Origin of the sequence: Laedolimicola sp., from assembly GCF_051972735.1 — a bacterium.
Taxonomy (GTDB): domain Bacteria; phylum Bacillota; class Clostridia; order Lachnospirales; family Lachnospiraceae; genus Laedolimicola; species Laedolimicola intestinihominis.
This window is the reverse complement of record NZ_JBOKYU010000002.1, coordinates 116,386-134,604: the sequence shown is the minus strand read 5'-3', so window position 1 is coordinate 134,604 and position 18,219 is coordinate 116,386. Positions and strand designations below refer to the sequence as shown.

Sequence of the window (18,219 nt, the reverse complement as noted above, 5' to 3'; positions counted from 1 at the left end):
CAAAAACAGCAGCCGCGTCCGTCCTAACCAAACGCTATTTCAAAGCGTTCAAATAAGTTTCTGTAAGAGAACCAGTCATCGGCACTCCCAGCTCCGGCAGTACCTGATCCAGCGCCTTCATCACAGCCTCCAGCTTCTCCGGCCGCGCATTTTCTCCCATATGTCCAATCCGGATAACCTGCCCTTCCAGCACATCAAAGGATCCTGCCAGCATAATGTTATACTTCTCACGAACCGCTGTCAAAATCGCTGCCGCCGTCGTTTCCTTCGGCACGTCAAACACAGATACCGTATTCGAATACCCATTGCGCGTATGCAGTTTCAATCCACAAGCAGTCAGCGCCGTACGCACCGCTTGGGCAATCTTCGCATGCCGCTCCAGGATGGTGCTGTCTGCCTTAATATTCTCAAAAGCGGCCCGCAGTCCCCGAATATCACTGATGGGCATGGTATACGGAAACCATTGCTTTTCAAAATACCCGTCAAAGGTCATCAGATTCGCGTAAAAGGAAGCTATCGGCGTTTTCCGCTCCTTCATAGCTGTCCATGCAGCAGGGCTGACAGTCACAAAGGTCAGTCCCGGAGGGGCGGAAACCACCTTCTGAGAGCCGCCGCAGAGCAAATCAATCTGAAAATCATCTACACGAACCTCTTCGCCAAACATGGCGGAGACAGAATCTACGACAGTCAGAATGCCATAGGATTTCAGCAGCGGACAAATCCGAGCAATATCATTGAGCACGCCGCTGGGGGTATCACAGTGAACCACTGTAGCATACTTAAAAGCATGATCCTTCTTCAGAAAATCTGCCAGTGCGTCCACATCGACCGCTTCCAGATAATCCACCGTATACAGCACCGGATTTCCGCCGTACATTTTTACAAAGTCGGCAAAGCCCTTGCCGAAGACGCCATTGTCGATGATCAGCACCCGATCGCCCGGCTCGGTGAGACCGGCGCAGGCCGCTTCTAGGCCAAGGATGCCCTCACCGCCCAGAATCAGCGCCTCGTTCTTTGTGCGAAGCAGGGAGCTGATGAGCTCGCAGGTCTCCTTATAGAACGTATAAAAGTCCGGATCCAGATCCGGATTGGTACAGGGCAGGCTTCTGGCTGCCAACACATTTTCCCGGACCTGTGTAGGCCCGGGTGTCATAATTTCGTACATGGGAAACTCTCCTTTTTAAATTAAAGTCTTCTCTGAATGGTAATTCTCAGACGCTCCGCAATCGGAATCACGATGATAGCGGCCACGCCAATCTGTACCAGGTTACCCGGAATGGATGTAACCGGAGCGACCCAGTTGCCATAGATAAAGCCCTCGGCAATGTAGTAGCCAACCACTTTAATCACGCAGGCAGCGGCGATAGCCAGCGCGTTCCAGCCGTAGCCATGATGCTTCTCGGTGACGGCGCCTACGGTGAAGCCCATAAGGCCTACAATCACGAAGGTGAACGGAGCCCAGAGATACCAGCCGGACAGCAGGTCAAAAAGACCCATTCCGAAGGCTCCTGCCAGGGTTCCGGTGCGGCGTCCGAAGATGATAGCCGCTAGGAAAAGCGGTACATTTCCCAAGTGAATCAGTCCGCCGTTGGCTGCGATGGGCAGGCGAAGGTTTACAAATGCGGTAAAGATATAGGTGAGCGCAATCAGCATTGCATCGATAACAAGTTCCTTTGTGGTAATGCCGCTCTTCTTTACTGCGGCTGCTTCTGTAATCTGCATAGATAAATTTCTTGCAACTGTTCTGTAACGGACAGTTCCAATTTCCTCCTTCTTATTTCCCCAGCAGTTTCTGTGGAATCCATACAGAGGTGCACGACTCTGTTTTCCTACTGTTGTTAGGTGCTACTATAACCTCTGACTGGCTGTTTTAAAATAGCCAGTTTTTGATAAAACAACCAGTCCAGTTATAAATTTTTGATAAAACATACAGAAAATGTGGGAAAATACAATAAGTATTGTAAAATCGCGGATTATACGGTATTATGAAAAAAGATAAATAACAGGCTGAAGCGCTTGCTGCTGAGGTCGTATGAACGTGATTCAGATGTCTTACAAAGGGGGGCGGCAGTATGGAAGAACAGAGCAAAGCAATCGTAGAGGGCAAGCCTCTCGAGTATCCTGAGATTGTGCAGGATACGGTAGAGGTAGAGTTTCCGGAGATAACAGATTTTGTGAGGAATATGAAATTGAAGAGCGGAATATTTGGATTTCAAAAAGAAGATGTCTATGAAAAAATGCAGCAGTTAAATAAGATGTACCAGAGCCGGGCCCAGCAGATGCGGGACCAGAACCGGGGACAGCTAAAGCAGATGCGCAGACAGCAGCAGGAAGAGATTGAGGACATGAAAGCACGGCTGGCCGCAGAGCGTGCCCAGGAGCAGCAGAAGCTGGCCGAGGAGCGGGAAAAGCAGGAGGCGGAACGCGCCGAACTGCAGGCACAGATGGAAAAAGAGCGTGCGGAGCTGAAAGAGCAGGCTGAAAAAGAGCAGCGGGTCCTGAAAGAAAAATTCGACGCGGAGCAGAAGGAAGCCTACGAGAAGATGCAGGAGCAGATTGCCGCTGCCCGGGTGGAAATCCGCCGGGAAATGCAGGCGCAGATGCAGGAAAAAGCCGATCAGCAGAAGCGTGAGCTGACCATGATCAGCGAGGAGCTGGAGCGCCTGAATGAGCGGTTCCTTCTGCTGAAGACGAGAATCGGAGAACTGGTGGAACAGGAGTAGACTGACACAGATGAAAAAAGAACAGCTTCAGTCCGTGGACGAGGTACTGGAAGAACGAAAAGAAAGGTTGTGCAGGCGGAAAGAGTTCCGGCGCATTATTGTAGAATGTATCCTGCTGGCAGCGCTGGTCTACGCAGCATTTCATTATGTAATTGGCCTGGCAGTCGTTAGTGGCAGTTCCATGGAGCCGGGTCTGACAGACGGGGAAATGGTACTTTTCTACCGGTTGGATGAGACTTATCAGAGAAACGATCTGGTGATTATTCACCGGGCAGACGGTGTGGAATACATCAAGCGCGTGGTGGCGGAGCCCGGTGACGTGGTAGAACTCTCGGAAGAGGGCAGTCTTATCGTCAACGGAGAGAAGGACACGACGGTTACGGCTGTCGGCAAAACCGAGGCCATGTCGGAGAGCATTGCCTATCCCTATACGGTTCCCGCAGCCGGCTATTTCGTGCTGGGTGACAACCGGGAAAATTCCAAGGATTCCAGAAGCTTCGGATCCGTGACGGCGGACGACATCACCGGACGGGTGTTTGTGTATATGGGAATGACGAGATAAAGGCAGACGTAAAAGACCTGAAGTGCCAGCTTCAGGTCTTTTTAAGACTTAGATATTTTCCTATAAAATGAGGAGTGCCCCGACGTACTAAGTACGCCGAGGCTATTATGAAAAAATTTATCTATATGTGTAGTGAAAGCATTTTCATCCGTTAAGAAGCTGTTCTCTTAACTTGATTATAGTATAGCAATGGATTATGAATAAATTATGAACGAATTGTGAACTTAATGTGAAAACGCACAAAATACTAAAAAAAGAAAAGAAAAAACAGGACAAAATAGACAAAAAGTCCAAAGGATATCGGAAAAACGTTTCAGCAAAACGTAGAGAAATGATAGGAAATAAAAATATGAAGTCGTGCAGTCCGCACAATGCGGAGCAGTGTCCGCCTGAGACGGATAAACGAGGGAAGAACGCTGCATCGCGAAGCGTTTTACTGTGGACGGAGTGCACAGTAAAAAATACAGGAATACCACTTGTATACAGGGTGGTGGCAATGGTAAAATAAGGGCAACTGAAAGTATGTATATAAAAGGGGTTTAAAATGGAAAAAGATATGACGAGACCGGTGTATATTATCGGTCACAAAAATCCGGATACGGATTCTATCTGTTCTGCGCTGGCTTATGCGTATCTGAAGAATACGCTGGAGGGCGGCGGATACATTGCGGCGCGTGCCGGACAGCTGAACCAGGAGACGCAGTACGTGCTGAACTTCTTCCAAGCGGAAGCACCGGTCTATGTGGCTGACGTGATGACACAGGTAAAGGATATCGAGATCCGAAAGACGGAAGGCGTACAGAGCAATCTGTCCCTGAAGCAGGCATGGAATCTGATGCGCCGTATCGGAGCCGTGACGCTGCCGATTACCAAGGAACAGAAGATTGAAGGTCTGATTACCATCGGCGATATCGCCACATCCTACATGGATGTGCTGGACAGCAAGATCCTGGCTCAGGCCAACACCCAGTACAGCAATATCATCGACACCCTGGAGGGTACCATTCTGGTGGGCTCCGCCGAGGATTATTACAACAAGGGCAAGGTACTCATCGCGGCGGCGAACCCGGATCTGATGGAGGACTACATAGAGGAGGGCGACCTGGTTATCCTGGGTAACCGCTACGAGTCCCAGCTGTGCGCCATCGAAATGCGCGCGGGCTGTATCATCGTCTGCGAGGGTGCAAAGGTCTCCATGACCATCAAGAAGCTGGCCCAGGAACACCACTGCGTAGTGATCAGTACGCCTCACGATACCTTTACGGCGGCGCGTCTGATCAACCAGAGTATGCCCATCCGTTATTTTATGAAATCCGAGAACCTGACCATTTTCAATGTCAATGAGAAGACCGACGACATCAAGGAAATCATGGGCCAGAAGCGCTACCGCGACTTCCCGATTGTGGACAAGGACGATAATTATATCGGCATGATTTCCAGACGGAACCTGTTGAATCTGAAGCGCAAGCAGGTTATCATGGTGGATCATAATGAGGAATCCCAGGCCGTGGACGGAATTGATCATGCAGAGATTCTGGAGATCATCGACCACCATCGTCTGGGCACGCTGGAGACCATGTCTCCGGTATTTTTCCGGAACCAGCCGCTGGGCTGCACCGCGACGATCATGTATCAGATGTACCAGGAGCGCGGCGTGGAGATTCCGAAGAAGATCGCGGGTCTCTTATGCTCAGCTATCATTTCCGATACATTGATGTTCCGTTCTCCCACCTGTACGGCCATTGACAAATCGGCTGCGGAGCATCTGGCGCAGATTGCGGGCGTTGATATCGAAGATCTGGCTATCGATATGTTCTCTGCAGGCAGCAACCTGGGTTCCCGTACCGCGGAAGAGATTTTCTACCAGGATTTCAAGCGCTTCGATGTGGGAAATGTGGAATTCGGCGTGGGTCAGATCAATTCCATGAATGCGGTGGAGCTGGAGGAGATCCGCGAGAAGCTGATTCCCTATCTGCCTGTGGCGCACCGGGAAAGCGGCCTGAACATGATTTTCTTCATGCTTACCAATATCATCAAGGAGTCCACCGAGCTTCTGTGCTACGGTCCCAACTCCGACACACTGGTGAAGGAAGCCTTCCAGCTGCCGGATGATGGAGACAGCTACGAGCTGAAGGGACTGGTATCCCGTAAGAAGCAGTTGATTCCGTCCCTGGCGGGTATGATTCAGCAGATGGAAGAAATGAGATAATTTACAAGATATGGAAAAGAAAAAACAACACTGGAGAGCAGGCAATATGCTCTATCCCCTCCCGGCAGTTATGGTAAGCTGTGGAAGGGAAGGTGAAAAACCAAATATTATTACGGTGGCGTGGGCCGGGACGATTTGTTCCGACCCCGCTATGGTATCCATCTCCGTAAGACCGAACCGGTATTCCTACGATATTATCCGGGAAACCGGCGAGTTCGTCATCAACCTGACCACGAAAAAGCTTGTGAAGGCCACCGATTACTGCGGCGTGCGTTCAGGCCGGGATGTGGACAAGTTCGCCCAAATGCATCTGACGCCGGGCAAGGCGGAGCATCTTAAGTACGCGCCCACCATCGAGGAGAGTCCGGTCAATATCGAATGCCGCGTAACGGAAGTAAAGGAGCTTGGAACGCATCATATGTTCCTGGCAGAAGTGTTGGGCGTGACGGTAGACGAAGCCTATATGAATGAAAATGGCCGTTTCGAGCTGAACAGTACCGGATTGGTGGCTTATTCCCACGGAACCTATTTTGCGTTGGGCGAGGAGCTTGGCACCTTCGGATACAGCGTGAGGAAGAAGAAGCCAATGAAAACCGCAAAGAAGAAAACCAAGAAAGACAGCAAAAGCAGCAAAGGAAAGGGCAGAAAATGAAGAAAAACGTCGTACTGATTGGAATGCCGGGAGCCGGAAAAAGCACCATTGGTGTCATTCTGGCGAAAATGATGGGAAAGGATTTTATTGACGCGGATCTGGTGATTCAGAAAGAGGAAGGAATGCTGCTGAAGGACATTATCAAACGGGACGGCCCGGACGGTTTTCTGGCCGTGGAGAACCGGGTCAATGCGGGACTGAATCCGGGAAATGCAGTCATCGCCACCGGCGGCAGCGTAGTGTATGGCGAGGAAGCCATGAAGCATCTGGGTGAAATCAGTGTGATTGTATACCTTCGTCTTTCTTATAAAGCAGTGAAATCCAGACTTCACGATGTGAAGGGCCGCGGCGTGGTGCTGCGGGACGGACAGACCCTGCATGATCTTTATGTGGAGCGGGAGGGCCTGTATGAGAAATACGCCGATGTGACCATCGAGGAGGACGGTCTTAACGTGGAAGAAACCTTAGAAAAGACTTTACAAGCATTGGAAATGTTGGTAAAATAGAAAATGTTACGAAATTATTACACCTCGGAGCTGCTCCGGGGTGTACTTGAGATTAAAGAAGTTAAAAAACCCAATGAAGAAAAAAAAGTTATTTTGGAATAAAAAATCACAGCTTGTATTCGCGGAATCCGTGATGATTACCTGCGGCTGTATGCTGCTGGGCGTGCCGCTCATCGGAAGCGGCTTCGGAAGCGGTGACAGCTACTACGAGGTTACGCTGGCGGGCAAGACCGTCGGATCCGTCAAGAACCCGTCCGTGGTGGAAAATGCTTACTTGCAGGCCAGAGCCCGCATTTCCAGAGAGACTGACGGCCTGGTGCTGGCGGATGTGGAGTACGAGCTTGACAAGGTGCCGAAGATCTTCGGTTCCACCATGGACAGCGATACGCTGACCGACGCCTTTTACAATGAGCTGACCCAGATTGTGGCGAAGGCCAAGAAAAAGGCTTACCTGATGAAGATTAACGAGTTCACGGTGACGCTGGGAAGCTATCAGGACGTGATGGACGTGCTGTATGCCACCAAAGACCGGTATGATACGGACAATGAGTTTCAGATCAACATCGTATCGGATGCGGCCCGGGAGCTGAATGTATACACAGTAGAAGTATCAAAGCAGAACACGGCAGAGGAGACTGCCGCGGAGGTGGCGAAGCTGGGCGGTATCGCCGGAATCGGCGACGCCTGTGCGGGTATCGGTGAATATGATGTGAGCCAGGCCGTGGAGAGTGTCATTACGAAGACTGTCACAGAGGAAGATGTGGCGGAAGAGAATGCTGCAGACAATGGGGAGATGCAGGCAGAAGGCGACGGTCTGCGTTCCGTGGATTTCGCGGAAAAAGTGGAGATTGCCGAGGCTTATGTATCAGCAGATGAGATTACACCGGCAAGTGAGGCCATTGATCTGGTGACCAAGGATACGGCAAAGAATGAAGTATACGAGGTGAAGGCGGGAGATACTCTGTCTGTGATAGCGAACAGCAATGGACTCCGCGTGGCGGAGGTGCTGGCACTGAACGAGGGCATGAGCGAAAATACGGTACTCCATGAAGGTGACGAGGTCATCATCACCGTGCCGGAGCCGGAGCTTTCCGTGGAGACCGTGGAGGAAGCCACCTATCAGGAAGAATATTACGCAGACGTTCAGTATATTGATAATGACGAATGGTATACCACCAAGAGTGAGGTGCGCCAGGAGGAGCAGCCCGGTTATCATGAGGTAACGGCGCTGATTACGAAGAAAAACGGCGTGGAAGAGAATCGGGATGTGATTTCCGAGACTGTTCTGCAGGATCCGGTTCCGAAGATCGTGGAGCGCGGTACCCAGACGCCGCCCACCTATATCAAACCGATTTCCGGCGGACGCTTCACCTCCGGCTTCAAGAAACGGTGGGGCCGGATGCACAAGGGCGTGGACTGGGCGTGCCCAATCGGCACAGCGGTTATGGCCTCCTGCGGCGGTACCGTCGTCCAGGCCGGCTGGTCCAGCGGTTACGGCAACTGTATCACCATCCGTCATCCGGACGGCAAGCAGACCCGCTACGGCCACCTGAGCAAGATCCTGGTATCCTCGGGCCAGAAGGTAACCCAGGGCCAGAAGATTGCGCTTTCCGGCAACACAGGACGAAGCACGGGACCCCATGTACACTTTGAGATTATTATCAATGGCAGTCAGGTGAATCCGCTGCCGTATCTGAATTAAAAGATTTTCGTGAAAAATCAGGCCGCCGCACTGAATGCCTTTTCAGTGCGGCGGCCGTTTTGGATTTATACCACCGAAAATCCCTTATTCTTCAGACAAACCTCAACCTCTGCCGTGTCCGCGGTCTGGAATACCAGGACCGGCTTGCCGGAGGCGCGGTTGAAGGACAGGTAGATGTAGTTGATGTTGATGTTGCTCTCGGCCAGGGCCTTTAAGAGCTTGTTCAGGTTGCCGACCTCGTCCTCGACTTCGACGCCGATGACGGAAGTAAGCTTGCACAGGTAGCCGACTGCTTCCAGGGCCTCCATGGCTCTCTGCGGGTCAGAAACAACCATACGATTGATGCCGTACTCTGCGCCGTCGTTGGTGCAGGAGCCCCAGATATTGATATTCTCATCGGCCAGCACCTCGGTGATGTTCTGCATGGTGCCTTTCTTATTTTCAGCGTAGATGGATAACTGCTGTAACATAATGTAACTCCTCCTCTTTCATTTCAAAAATATAAAATCAGGGAATATATCCCATGGCTTTAGAACTTCGCAGTGCGAAACTATCCCTATCATAACACAGGCGGCCGCATTTTACAATGGTATTTAAAAATAGATTATGATATAATGTCGTGAGAATTATATCCTGCCGGATGGCATCCAAAGCGGAGCGGCATATCCGAAGGATATGGAAGCCTGAAAAATGAATGGATAGAATAAGTATAACATATGGAAGAATTAAAAGCATTATTGGAAAAATATTTAAATGAAAATCTGGAACTCATCACCTTAAGCGCCCCCAGAAAGGGCCGGGAAGAGCTGAAAGCCCGGATTCGTCCGGTGCTGCTGCGGGACGAACTGAAATTTCAGCTTGAGATCTTCCGCGGACCGAAGGCCTTTCACGAAAATCTGCCGCGGGAAGAGGCGGTGGAGCGAATCGTCGAACTGCTGACTGACGTCTTCTGTCAGCTTCAGCTGCAGGCCGACGCAGGCCAGGTGACAGCCCTGGTGAGCAAGAAGGGTAAAGTGACCGTAAAAGAAAAGCGTCAGCCGGGAAAAGCGGGGAACGCAGGTGTAAAACCGACGTCCCTGGCCCATAATAAGAAAAAGCGTTATCTGCTGGAGGAGGGCCGTCCGGTTCCCTTCCTGGTGGATCTGGGCGTCATGACATCCGAGGGAAGGATCGTCCACGCCCGCTACGACAAATTCCGCCAGATCAACCGGTTCCTGGAATTTGTCGAAGACATTCTCCCGGCGCTTCCGAAGAATCGGGAGCTGACCATTCTGGATTTCGGCTGCGGCAAATCCTATCTGACCTTTGCTATTTACTATTATCTGCGGGAATGTCAGGGCCTGGATGTGCGGATTATCGGCCTGGATTTGAAAGAGGACGTCATCCGCAAATGCAGCGAGCTCAGCCGTAAATATGGTTATGATAAACTAACCTTCCTGCAGGGCGACATCGCCGGATACGAGGGCTGTTCCCGGGTAGATATGGTCGTGACCCTGCACGCCTGCGACACAGCCACCGATTATGCCCTGTACAAAGCAGTGAAATGGGGCGCCAGCGTCATCCTTTCCGTTCCCTGTTGTCAGCATGAGCTGAATAAGCAGCTGGAAAATGAAACTCTGGCCCCGATTTTGAAATACGGTCTCTTGAAAGAGCGGATGGCAGCTCTGATGACCGATGGTCTCCGGGCGGAGCTCCTGGAGCAGCAGGGTTATGAGACACAGATCCTGGAATTCATCGATATGGAGCATACGCCGAAGAATATCCTGATCCGCGCAGTCAGGAGGAAAAATGAGAAAAAAGCGGACACGGCGTCTGCAGCGTCCTTTGATGCCTGTACAGAAGCGCTGCACGCCGATCTGACGCTGGAGAAGCTTCTGAACGCGGGAACATCCCCGGCGGAAAGCTACCGCTCCAGACGGAAAAATACCGAAAACGTGAAAGGAGAGAGCCGGTGAAAAAGTTAGTCATAAGAATTGCGACCATTGCGGCGGCTTTCCTTCTGGGCGTGGCCGGTATGAGCTATTTCCTGATGGCAGGTAATACAGATTCTACCGCGGAGATGACCGGAGCCACCCTGCCGCTGATCTACATGGAACGCCAGGGCCGGAACCTGAACCTGCTCCACGGCTACACGAAAAGCATGGACGCCGCCACCATCCGCGATGCGGTTTATCCGCTGCCGAGTGATCGGACCGTCAGCTTCCGGGTGGAGTATCCGGACGCAAAGGTACAGAACGTCTATTACGAGGTACGAAGTGTCGACACCAGCCGCCTGATAGAAGATGGCGAGATCAAAGATTACAGCCGCTCGGGCCGGACCTTAACGGTGGATCTGAAGCTGAAGGATCTGCTGGACGATAACGGGGAGTATCTGCTGGTTATTCGCCTGGGATTGGAAAAGAACCAGGAGGCTTATTATTACACACATGTAAAGAAACTGACCGACAATCACCTGGACGAGTGCCTGGCTTTCGTAGACGAGATTCACAGTGCCCTTTTCGACAAAAATAATACGGTCAGCATCGCCCAGTATCTGGAATCGGACGACAGCATCAGCAATAAATCCCTGGACCATGTGTCAATTCACTCCAAATATAAGCAGCTGATCTGGGGCGATATGGATGTGCAGGAGCCGGATATGGCAAATGTCCGCACCTATCTGACAGAGCTGGACAGCTCGGTGGCTTCCGTACGCCTGGAATATGAGATATCTTATGTAAACGACGCGGAGGAGACGGAAAACTATGAAGTAACAGAGTCCTACCGGGTGCGCTACACCCAGCAGAGAATGTATCTGCTGAATTATGATCGGAAGGTCGATCGCGTTTTCGATCCCGGCCTTGACATTTTCACGAAAAAGGGTGTGGAGCTGGGTATCCTGAATACCGAAGTCGAGTACCGGAAAAATGACGAGGAAAATATTGTGGGCTTCGTCCAGAACGGCGAGCTTTGGTGCTATGACGTGGCCCAGAATAAGCTGTCGAAGGTCTTCGGCTTCCGGAAAGGCGACGACCTGCGGGGCGCTTACGACGAGCACGCTATCCGGATTCTGAAGGTGGATGAGACCGGCAGCATGGATTTTCTGGTATATGGCTACATGAACCGGGGCACCCACGAGGGTGAGGCCGGCGTGGCCCTGTACAGCTACGACGCGCTGACCAATTCCGTGGAGGAGCGGGCCTTCATCGAGAGCCGGGAATCCTTCGCAATATTACAGTCGGAGCTTGGCAGCATGGCTTATGTAAACAACAACGGACAATTTTACATTTTCCTGAACGACGCGGTGAATTGCGTCGATCTGAACACTATGGAGTGCGAGACGGTGGCCGGCGGCATCGCTTCCGGCAGTGGTATGGTGTCCGAGGACGGTCATCTGGCGGCATGGCACAAGGAAAATTCCCTGTACGCGTCCCGAAATGTGGCTGTGCTGAATCTGAACACCGGTAAGAGCCGGGAAGTGCAGGCGGATGACGGATACTATATCCGGGCGCTGGGCTTTATGGGCACTGACTTTATCTACGGTGAGGCCCGCCAGAGCGACGTGCAGAAGGGCCTGACCGGCAATGAGCTGTTCCCCATGGGCCGCATTGTCATTGAAGATGAACAGGGGCAGGTGGTTCGTGAATTTGACTATGAATCCCAGGGCAAATATGTGACAGATATCTCCATTGAGAGCAACCGCATTTCCCTGAACTGCGTGCAGAAAAGCGCGGACGGCAGCTACACGGCGGCGGCTCCGGAACCCATTACGAATAAAACCACAGAGATTGTGGAAAAGATAGCCTTAGAGACGAAATCTGGCGCGCCTAAGCAGCAGGAATACTATTTCGCCCTGTCAGGCACCAGAGGCAGCGGCAAGCTCCGTACCCTGACGCCGAAGCAGGTTGTATTCGAGGGCAGCAGAACCTTGACCCTGGAAAATGGGGCGGCGGACAACCGCTACTATGTATACAATTTTGACGGCACCTTCGGAGGCGCGTTCACAGGAGCCAATGTAGCCGTTCAGACCGCCAATGAAGCCATGGGCATCGTGGTGGACGCGCAGCAGAACATCCTGTGGACTCGCGGTGGCCGCAAGACCCGGACCGATCTGGGAACCATGAACAATCCGCAGCAAAAGGACGGAGAATCGTCCCTGCAGGCAGCGCTGGAAATCATGCTGGGAACCCGGAAGACTTACGGTGACGTGGACACCTATTTGGCCCAGGGCTATACGCCCTACGAGATTTTGTTGGAACAGACCGCAGGCCGGGTGCTGGACCTGTCCGGCTGCTCCGTGAGCATGGTACTCTATTATGTGAGCCAGGGCTATCCGGTACTGGCGCTGGAGGGCGGAAGCAATGCAGAGCTGATTACCGGCTATGACCCGCAGAATATCATCGTCACCGACCCGCTGACCGGTGAAAGCAGCAAGCGCGGCATGAACGACAGTACCCAGCAGTTCGCTGATTTGGGTAATCTGTTCCTGGTGTGTCTGCCGGAGACGGAAAATTAAAAAATGCTGCGTAGAGCAGACAGTAAAAGCGAGACAGACGGGAGTGCGCAGACAGCGGGCTCCCGTTGCAAATACAAGACTTTTGAAGCTTTAAGATATCAGGAGGAAAATAAATATGGACAAGAGAATCCGAACCTTAGCAAAAAATCTGGTAAATTATTCCTGTAAAGTAAAACCGGGCGATAAGGTATACGTCCACTACACCGGCCCGTCCACGGAAGATCTGGCGCGGCAGATTATCAAAGAAGTGTACGCTGTAGGCGGACAGCCCTACCCTCACTACACGAACCCGAAGGTTCAGCGGGAAATGCTTCTGGGATGCACGGAAGAACAGCTTCGCCTGATGGCTGAAATCGACGCGGCAGAAATGTCGAAGATGGACTGCTACATCGGCGTGCGCGGCGGCGACAATGTATCGGAATATTCCGACGTCCCTTCCGAGAAAATGCATCTTTATGAGACTCTGTACGCCACGCCGGTTCATCACAATATCCGGGTGCCGAAGACCCGGTGGGTAGTTCTGCGCTATCCGAACGAGTCCATGGCCCAGCTCTCCGGCACCAGCACGGAAGCCTTCGAGGACTTCTATTTCGATGTCTGCAACCTGGATTATTCAAAAATGAGTGAGGCCATGAAACCCCTGATAGATCTGATGAACCGCACCGACAAGGTGCGTCTGACAGCGAAGGATACCGACCTGACCTTCTCCATCAAGGATATTCCGGCCATCGCCTGCGACGGACAGATGAACATCCCGGACGGCGAGGTTTACACCGCGCCGGTGCGCGATTCCATTAATGGTGTGATCACCTATAATACACCATCCATTTGCCAGGGCACCACCTTTGAAAATATCCGCCTGGAATTTAAAGATGGTAAAATCGTGAAGGCTGCAGCGAACAATACGGAGCGTCTGAACCAGATTCTGGACACCGACGAGGGAGCCCGCTATGTGGGCGAGTTTGCCATCGGCGTAAATCCCTATATCCTCACGCCCATGAAGGATATCCTCTTCGACGAGAAAATCATGGGATCCATCCACCTGACCCCGGGCAACTGCTACGACGAAGCCCCCAACGGCAACGCCAGCGCCATCCACTGGGATCTGGTGCTGATTCAGCGGGAAGAATTCGGGGGCGGCGAAATCTGGTTCGACGATCGTCTGATCCGGAAAAACGGCCGCTTCGTAATCCCGGAGCTCCAGTGCCTGAACCCGGAGAAGCTGATTTAAGATAAATTATGCGTAGTGCTATTTTAGAAAAACAGCCATAGGAGAACAGCCTCCCCGTTGTGATGGTAGCCGGAGTTCCCGTCCATGGGCTTGCACCCTGGCAGCATCCAAAGGAGCCATTGTCTGAGGCCTGTAGGGCCGAGCTTGGCGGTCGGATGCGGATAAGCCGGGTGCAGGCTATAGGGAACGCAGGCGTATCACGGCAGGGAGGCTGTTTCTCCTGTGGCGTCCGTCTTAATAATCCTCCTCGATCACCTGCACCTCCAGATAATCAAACTCAATCTGATCAATAAAACTATCCTGATAAAACCGTACCTTCGCCGTCCGTTTAAAATCCGCGATGCACGACTCCAGCCAAATCGGCTTGCTCAAATCAAACTGATGACAGATCTCATCCAGCGCATGAAAAATCTTATGCGTCCGTGTCTCATTCGAAAAATCCTCAATCACAGTATCTTTTAACATATGATTACTCTTAAACTCTCTGGCCCAGATTCGCATAAAAACCTCCCGTTTTAAAATTATTTCTATAATAAAGAAAATAGATATCAAAGCGATAAAACAATACTTAGAGTATAAAGGTAGCCTTTCCGTTTGTAAAGAAAGAATGTATATAAAAGACAAATGCCCGCATATTAAAAACATGCTGAAAAATCCGCAAAAAACTCGCAGAAACTCCGAAAAAGTCCTTGCTTTCAGGGAAAATCTATGTTATAGTATTACCTCGTGATATATTATTAAAATTCCTTGTTTCCCCCATAGTGAGGAAGCCAGAGACCAAAAGGAGGAAAAGCATGAACAAGTATGAATTAGCATTAGTTGTGAATGCAAAGGCAGAGGATGACGTCAGAACCGCTACCGTAGAGAAAGCGAAAGAGTATATCGCTCGTTACGGCGGTGTAGTGACAGAGGTGGAAGATTGGGGCAAGAAGCGTCTTGCTTACGATATCCAGCACATGAGAGAAGCGTACTACTACTTCATCCAGTTTGACGCTGACGCAACCTGCCCGGCAGAGGTGGAGAAGCACGTTCGTATCATGGAGAATGTCATCCGCTATCTGTGTGTTCGCAAAGACGCATAGAGACAAGGTTTTTAACCGAAAAAGTGGAGGATTGTTGGTATGAATAAAGTAATTTTAATGGGACGTTTAACCCGTGACCCGGATGTTCGCTACTCACAGGGTGAGAATGCGAGCGCATTTGCGAGATATACACTGGCAGTAGACAGAAGATTCAGGAGAGACGGAGAGGCAACCGCTGATTTCATCGGCTGTGTGGCATTCGGACGTCAGGCTGAGTTTGCTGAGAAGTATCTGCGTCAGGGCACGAAAATTGCGATTACCGGACGTATCCAGACCGGCAGCTACACGAATCGTGACGGACAGAAGGTCTACACCACAGACGTGGTTGTAGAGGAACAGGAATTCGCGGAGAGCAAGGCAGCAGCAGGCGAGCACGCAGGCGGCTTCCAGCCCCAGAATCATTCCAATCCGTTCCAGTCTGCACCGGCTCCTTCCGCAGCAGCGGGAGATGGATTCATGAACATCCCGGATGGCATCGACGAAGAATTACCGTTTAACTAACAATCGTGGAACAGAGATAAGAGTATAATAGGAGGTAAAAGCCATGGCTTACACAAAATCCGATAGAGGCGACGCTCCCATGAGACGTAGAGGCATGGGACGTAGAAGAAAGAAAGTCTGCGTATTCTGCGGCAAAGAGAATAACGAGATTAACTACAAGGATGTAGCGAAATTAAAGAGATACGTATCTGAGAGAGGAAAAATCCTTCCCAGAAGAATCACAGGAAACTGTGCAAAGCACCAGAGAGCTCTGACTGTAGCTATCAAGAGAGCACGTCACATTTCCCTGATGCCGTATGTAATGGACTAATCCGTTTACGGGAATCAGACCCCGCAGTCAAATTGGCTGCGGGGTTTTGCTATGAAAGAGGAAACTACATGATTCAAAAGAAAAAACTGAATCAGTTTTATATAGAACAGTACGAGCGGGCAGGTCGCAAAAAGCCCAAGAAGCCGGTAAAAGAAGCGAGTATGCAGGCGCGCACCGCCAAGATTCAGAAGACACTCCGAAGCGCCCGCCCGGGTCAGATCAACATCCGTACCTTGGAGGAGCTACACCGTCAGCTGAAGAATACGGCATCCTACGCCTACCGCAGAAATAAAGAGGAGCTCATCGAGACGCTGAATCAGGAAATGCTGCCGAGGCTGATGGAACTGGACTTGGGTATGCTATTGACCGAGCAGAAAGAAGGCCTGAACGGCGAATTCCTGGCCTGGGTACGCCGTACCATGCCCTGCGCCATCTGCCAGGAGCCTATGTTCACCCTGTACCCGAAATTCCGTCAGTATAAGGTGAAAAATAAAATCCTGGAGCTGGTTCCGGCCAGACCGGAGATGGAGTTCGCGGAGGTGCGGGAGCTGGCGCGACATTTTATTTTGCATATCGGCCCAACTAACAGTGGCAAAACCTTTCAGGCGCTGGAGCGGCTGAGACAGGCGAAAAACGGAGCCTATCTGGGACCCCTTCGTCTGCTGGCCCTGGAGGTGTACGAGCAGATGCACGGCGCCGGAGTGCCCTGCACCATGCGGACTGGGCAGGAGTGCATCGAGGAAGAAAACAGCAGAGTGACGGCTTCTACCATCGAAATGGCTGATTTTGATGAAAACTATGACATTGCAGTCATTGACGAAGCGCAGCTGGTGGCAGATACGGACCGGGGGCATTCCTGGACGAAAGCGATCTTAGGGTTACGGGCAGAGGAGATTCATATCTGTATGAGCCCGGCTGCGGAGCAGGTAGTCTGTCATCTGATTCAGCTCTGCGACGATACCTTTGAGGTGCGAAGATATGAGCGCAAAACCGAGCTGGTTTGCGAGGACAGGCCCTTTGCCTTTCCGGAGGATGTGCAGGAGGGGGACGCCCTGATTGCGTTTTCCAAGAAATCAGTTCTGGATGTGGCCGGACGGTTGGAGGAAGCGGGTATCGCGTCCAGCGTTATCTATGGCAGCCTGCCCCCAGAGATTCGTCGCCGTCAGACCCGGATGTTCAATAAGGGAAAAACAAAGGTGGCCGTAGCCACGGACGCCATCGGCATGGGTCTGAACCTGCCGGTACGCCGAATCGTCTTCATGCAGACGGATAAGTTCGACGGCGTCAGCCGCCGTCCTTTGAAGATTCCGGAGGTCAAGCAGATCGCGGGCCGGGCGGGTCGTTTTGGTATCTACGACAAAGGCTATGTGAGCGCCCTGGGCGAGCGGGAGCTGGAATACATCCGTACTCTGTACCGGGCGGATGAGGAACCACTGACCCAGGTGAACTTAGGTTTCCCCCAGGTGCTGCTGGACATCGACGCGCCCCTGGACGAACTGATGAAGATCTGGTACTCCGTCACTCCGTCGGAGCCCTTTGTCAAAGAGAATATCGACGAGGCTCTGTATCTCTACGAGCAGGCCAGGCGGTACAAAAACCAGATTGACGGCTTCGAGAACAAGCACCTAGTATACAAAATGATCACCTGTCCCATCGACATCAAGGACCGCCGGGTGGTCATGCTGTGGCTGGATTACTGCAGAAGCTACACGGCGGATGTATCCCTGGAGAAGCCGACTTTCTACCGGGATCGTAAGGGCGGCATCGCTCAGTACGAGACCTATTACAAGCAGCTGGACCTGTATTATCAGTTTTCTCACCGTATGCAGAAGGAGCTGGATGAGGAATGGTTGGCCGAACAGCGGGAAAAGACCGAGATGCGGATCATGAACTACCTGACCCGTGGAAAACAGAATTATATCGCACGCTGCAAATACTGCGGCAGGCTCCTGCCCCTGGGTTCCCCGTTCCAGGTGTGCGACGACTGCTTTGGGAAGCGCTGAGGCGCTTCCTTTTTTGTACTGTAAATTGGGCAGAAAGGCAAAAAAATTACAGATTGTATTTAGAAAAAGACAAGAAGAGATAAATTTAATACAGGTTATAGTATAGATAAAGTTGTACTATAAATAGCGTTAAAAATGCAACAAACATAGATAGGAAATGGTAAAAAGTCACAAAATGACGAGAAAAAGCAGGGAAAAGGGCGAGATAAATTGGCTAATATAACCATATGTTACGGATGAATG

The 18,219-nt window shown here is 51.5% G+C and carries 17 protein-coding genes; 13 read left to right on the top strand and 4 right to left on the bottom strand.

Going from position 1 to position 18,219, the window contains the following annotated elements:
- Nucleotides 1-34: 34 nt before the first annotated feature.
- Nucleotides 35-1,165 (bottom strand): pyridoxal-phosphate-dependent aminotransferase family protein, encoded by a 1,131-nt coding sequence (locus ACTRC3_RS01360; RefSeq protein WP_440320980.1) that lies wholly within the window; start codon nucleotides 1,163-1,165, stop codon nucleotides 35-37.
- 20 nt (nucleotides 1,166-1,185) lie between these two features.
- Entirely contained in the window at nucleotides 1,186-1,722 is a 537-nt protein-coding gene (locus ACTRC3_RS01355) for an ECF transporter S component (RefSeq protein WP_440320978.1), read from the bottom strand.
- 350 nt (nucleotides 1,723-2,072) lie between these two features.
- Between ACTRC3_RS01355 and ACTRC3_RS01350 the strand changes: the two genes are divergently transcribed.
- The 6 genes from ACTRC3_RS01350 (at nucleotide 2,073) to ACTRC3_RS01325 (ending at nucleotide 8,354) form a co-directional block, all read left to right on the top strand.
- Nucleotides 2,073-2,723, top strand: coding sequence for a hypothetical protein (locus ACTRC3_RS01350; protein WP_440320976.1), 651 nt, complete (start codon nucleotides 2,073-2,075; stop codon nucleotides 2,721-2,723).
- Between the two features lie 10 nt (nucleotides 2,724-2,733).
- Nucleotides 2,734-3,285 carry a signal peptidase I gene (gene lepB, locus ACTRC3_RS01345; protein WP_349165250.1) on the top strand — a complete coding sequence of 184 codons (552 nt, stop codon included), beginning with the start codon at nucleotides 2,734-2,736 and terminating at the stop codon, nucleotides 3,283-3,285.
- Nucleotides 3,286-3,829: 544 nt separating this feature from the next.
- A complete protein-coding gene (locus ACTRC3_RS01340; RefSeq protein ID WP_349165251.1) occupies nucleotides 3,830-5,494 on the top strand; it encodes a putative manganese-dependent inorganic diphosphatase in 1,665 nt (554 codons plus the stop codon).
- A 10-nt stretch (nucleotides 5,495-5,504) separates the two neighbouring features.
- Entirely contained in the window at nucleotides 5,505-6,146 is a 642-nt protein-coding gene (locus tag ACTRC3_RS01335) for a flavin reductase family protein (protein ID WP_440320975.1), read from the top strand.
- Nucleotides 6,143-6,652 carry a shikimate kinase gene (locus tag ACTRC3_RS01330; protein ID WP_178038147.1) on the top strand — a complete coding sequence of 170 codons (510 nt, stop codon included), beginning with the start codon at nucleotides 6,143-6,145 and terminating at the stop codon, nucleotides 6,650-6,652. The genes ACTRC3_RS01335 and ACTRC3_RS01330 overlap by 4 nt, the downstream gene beginning before the upstream one ends.
- Before the next feature lie 73 nt (nucleotides 6,653-6,725).
- Nucleotides 6,726-8,354 carry a peptidoglycan DD-metalloendopeptidase family protein gene (locus ACTRC3_RS01325; RefSeq protein WP_178038148.1) on the top strand — a complete coding sequence of 543 codons (1,629 nt, stop codon included), beginning with the start codon at nucleotides 6,726-6,728 and terminating at the stop codon, nucleotides 8,352-8,354.
- Nucleotides 8,355-8,419: 65 nt separating this feature from the next.
- On the opposite strand, the gene ACTRC3_RS01320 is transcribed toward ACTRC3_RS01325, so the two are convergent.
- Complete coding sequence (locus ACTRC3_RS01320) at nucleotides 8,420-8,824, bottom strand: amino acid-binding protein (RefSeq protein ID WP_178039501.1); 405 nt, start codon at nucleotides 8,822-8,824, stop codon at nucleotides 8,420-8,422.
- Between the two features lie 246 nt (nucleotides 8,825-9,070).
- Here ACTRC3_RS01320 and ACTRC3_RS01315 point away from each other — a divergent pair, with 246 nt between their 5' ends.
- The 3 genes from ACTRC3_RS01315 (at nucleotide 9,071) to ACTRC3_RS01305 (ending at nucleotide 14,080) form a co-directional block, all read left to right on the top strand.
- The gene (locus ACTRC3_RS01315) at nucleotides 9,071-10,309 is read left to right on the top strand and encodes a class I SAM-dependent methyltransferase (RefSeq protein ID WP_440320972.1); all 1,239 of its coding nucleotides are present in this window, start codon (nucleotides 9,071-9,073) and stop codon (nucleotides 10,307-10,309) included.
- A complete protein-coding gene (locus ACTRC3_RS01310) occupies nucleotides 10,306-12,849 on the top strand; it encodes a hypothetical protein (RefSeq protein WP_440320970.1) in 2,544 nt (847 codons plus the stop codon). The genes ACTRC3_RS01315 and ACTRC3_RS01310 overlap by 4 nt, the downstream gene beginning before the upstream one ends.
- A gap of 115 nt (nucleotides 12,850-12,964) precedes the next feature.
- Nucleotides 12,965-14,080 carry an aminopeptidase gene (locus tag ACTRC3_RS01305; protein WP_349165256.1) on the top strand — a complete coding sequence of 372 codons (1,116 nt, stop codon included), beginning with the start codon at nucleotides 12,965-12,967 and terminating at the stop codon, nucleotides 14,078-14,080.
- 234 nt (nucleotides 14,081-14,314) lie between these two features.
- Here the strand turns inward: ACTRC3_RS01305 and ACTRC3_RS01300 are convergent, their stop codons facing one another.
- Nucleotides 14,315-14,581 (bottom strand): hypothetical protein, encoded by a 267-nt coding sequence (locus ACTRC3_RS01300; RefSeq protein WP_440320968.1) that lies wholly within the window; start codon nucleotides 14,579-14,581, stop codon nucleotides 14,315-14,317.
- A 293-nt stretch (nucleotides 14,582-14,874) separates the two neighbouring features.
- On the opposite strand from ACTRC3_RS01300, the gene rpsF reads away from it, so the two are divergent.
- The 4 genes from rpsF (at nucleotide 14,875) to ACTRC3_RS01280 (ending at nucleotide 17,976) form a co-directional block, all read left to right on the top strand.
- Complete coding sequence (gene rpsF, locus ACTRC3_RS01295; protein WP_158365092.1) at nucleotides 14,875-15,162, top strand: 30S ribosomal protein S6; 288 nt, start codon at nucleotides 14,875-14,877, stop codon at nucleotides 15,160-15,162.
- A gap of 39 nt (nucleotides 15,163-15,201) precedes the next feature.
- Nucleotides 15,202-15,663, top strand: a complete 462-nt coding sequence (locus ACTRC3_RS01290; protein ID WP_178038383.1) for a single-stranded DNA-binding protein — start codon at nucleotides 15,202-15,204, stop codon at nucleotides 15,661-15,663.
- 43 nt (nucleotides 15,664-15,706) lie between these two features.
- Nucleotides 15,707-15,973: a 30S ribosomal protein S18 gene (rpsR, locus tag ACTRC3_RS01285; protein ID WP_158365090.1), complete on the top strand. Its 267-nt coding sequence runs from the start codon at nucleotides 15,707-15,709 to the stop codon at nucleotides 15,971-15,973.
- Between the two features lie 68 nt (nucleotides 15,974-16,041).
- Nucleotides 16,042-17,976: an SUV3 family DEAD/DEAH box RNA helicase gene (locus tag ACTRC3_RS01280; protein ID WP_440320965.1), complete on the top strand. Its 1,935-nt coding sequence runs from the start codon at nucleotides 16,042-16,044 to the stop codon at nucleotides 17,974-17,976.
- The last annotated feature ends 243 nt before the right edge of the window (nucleotides 17,977-18,219 follow it).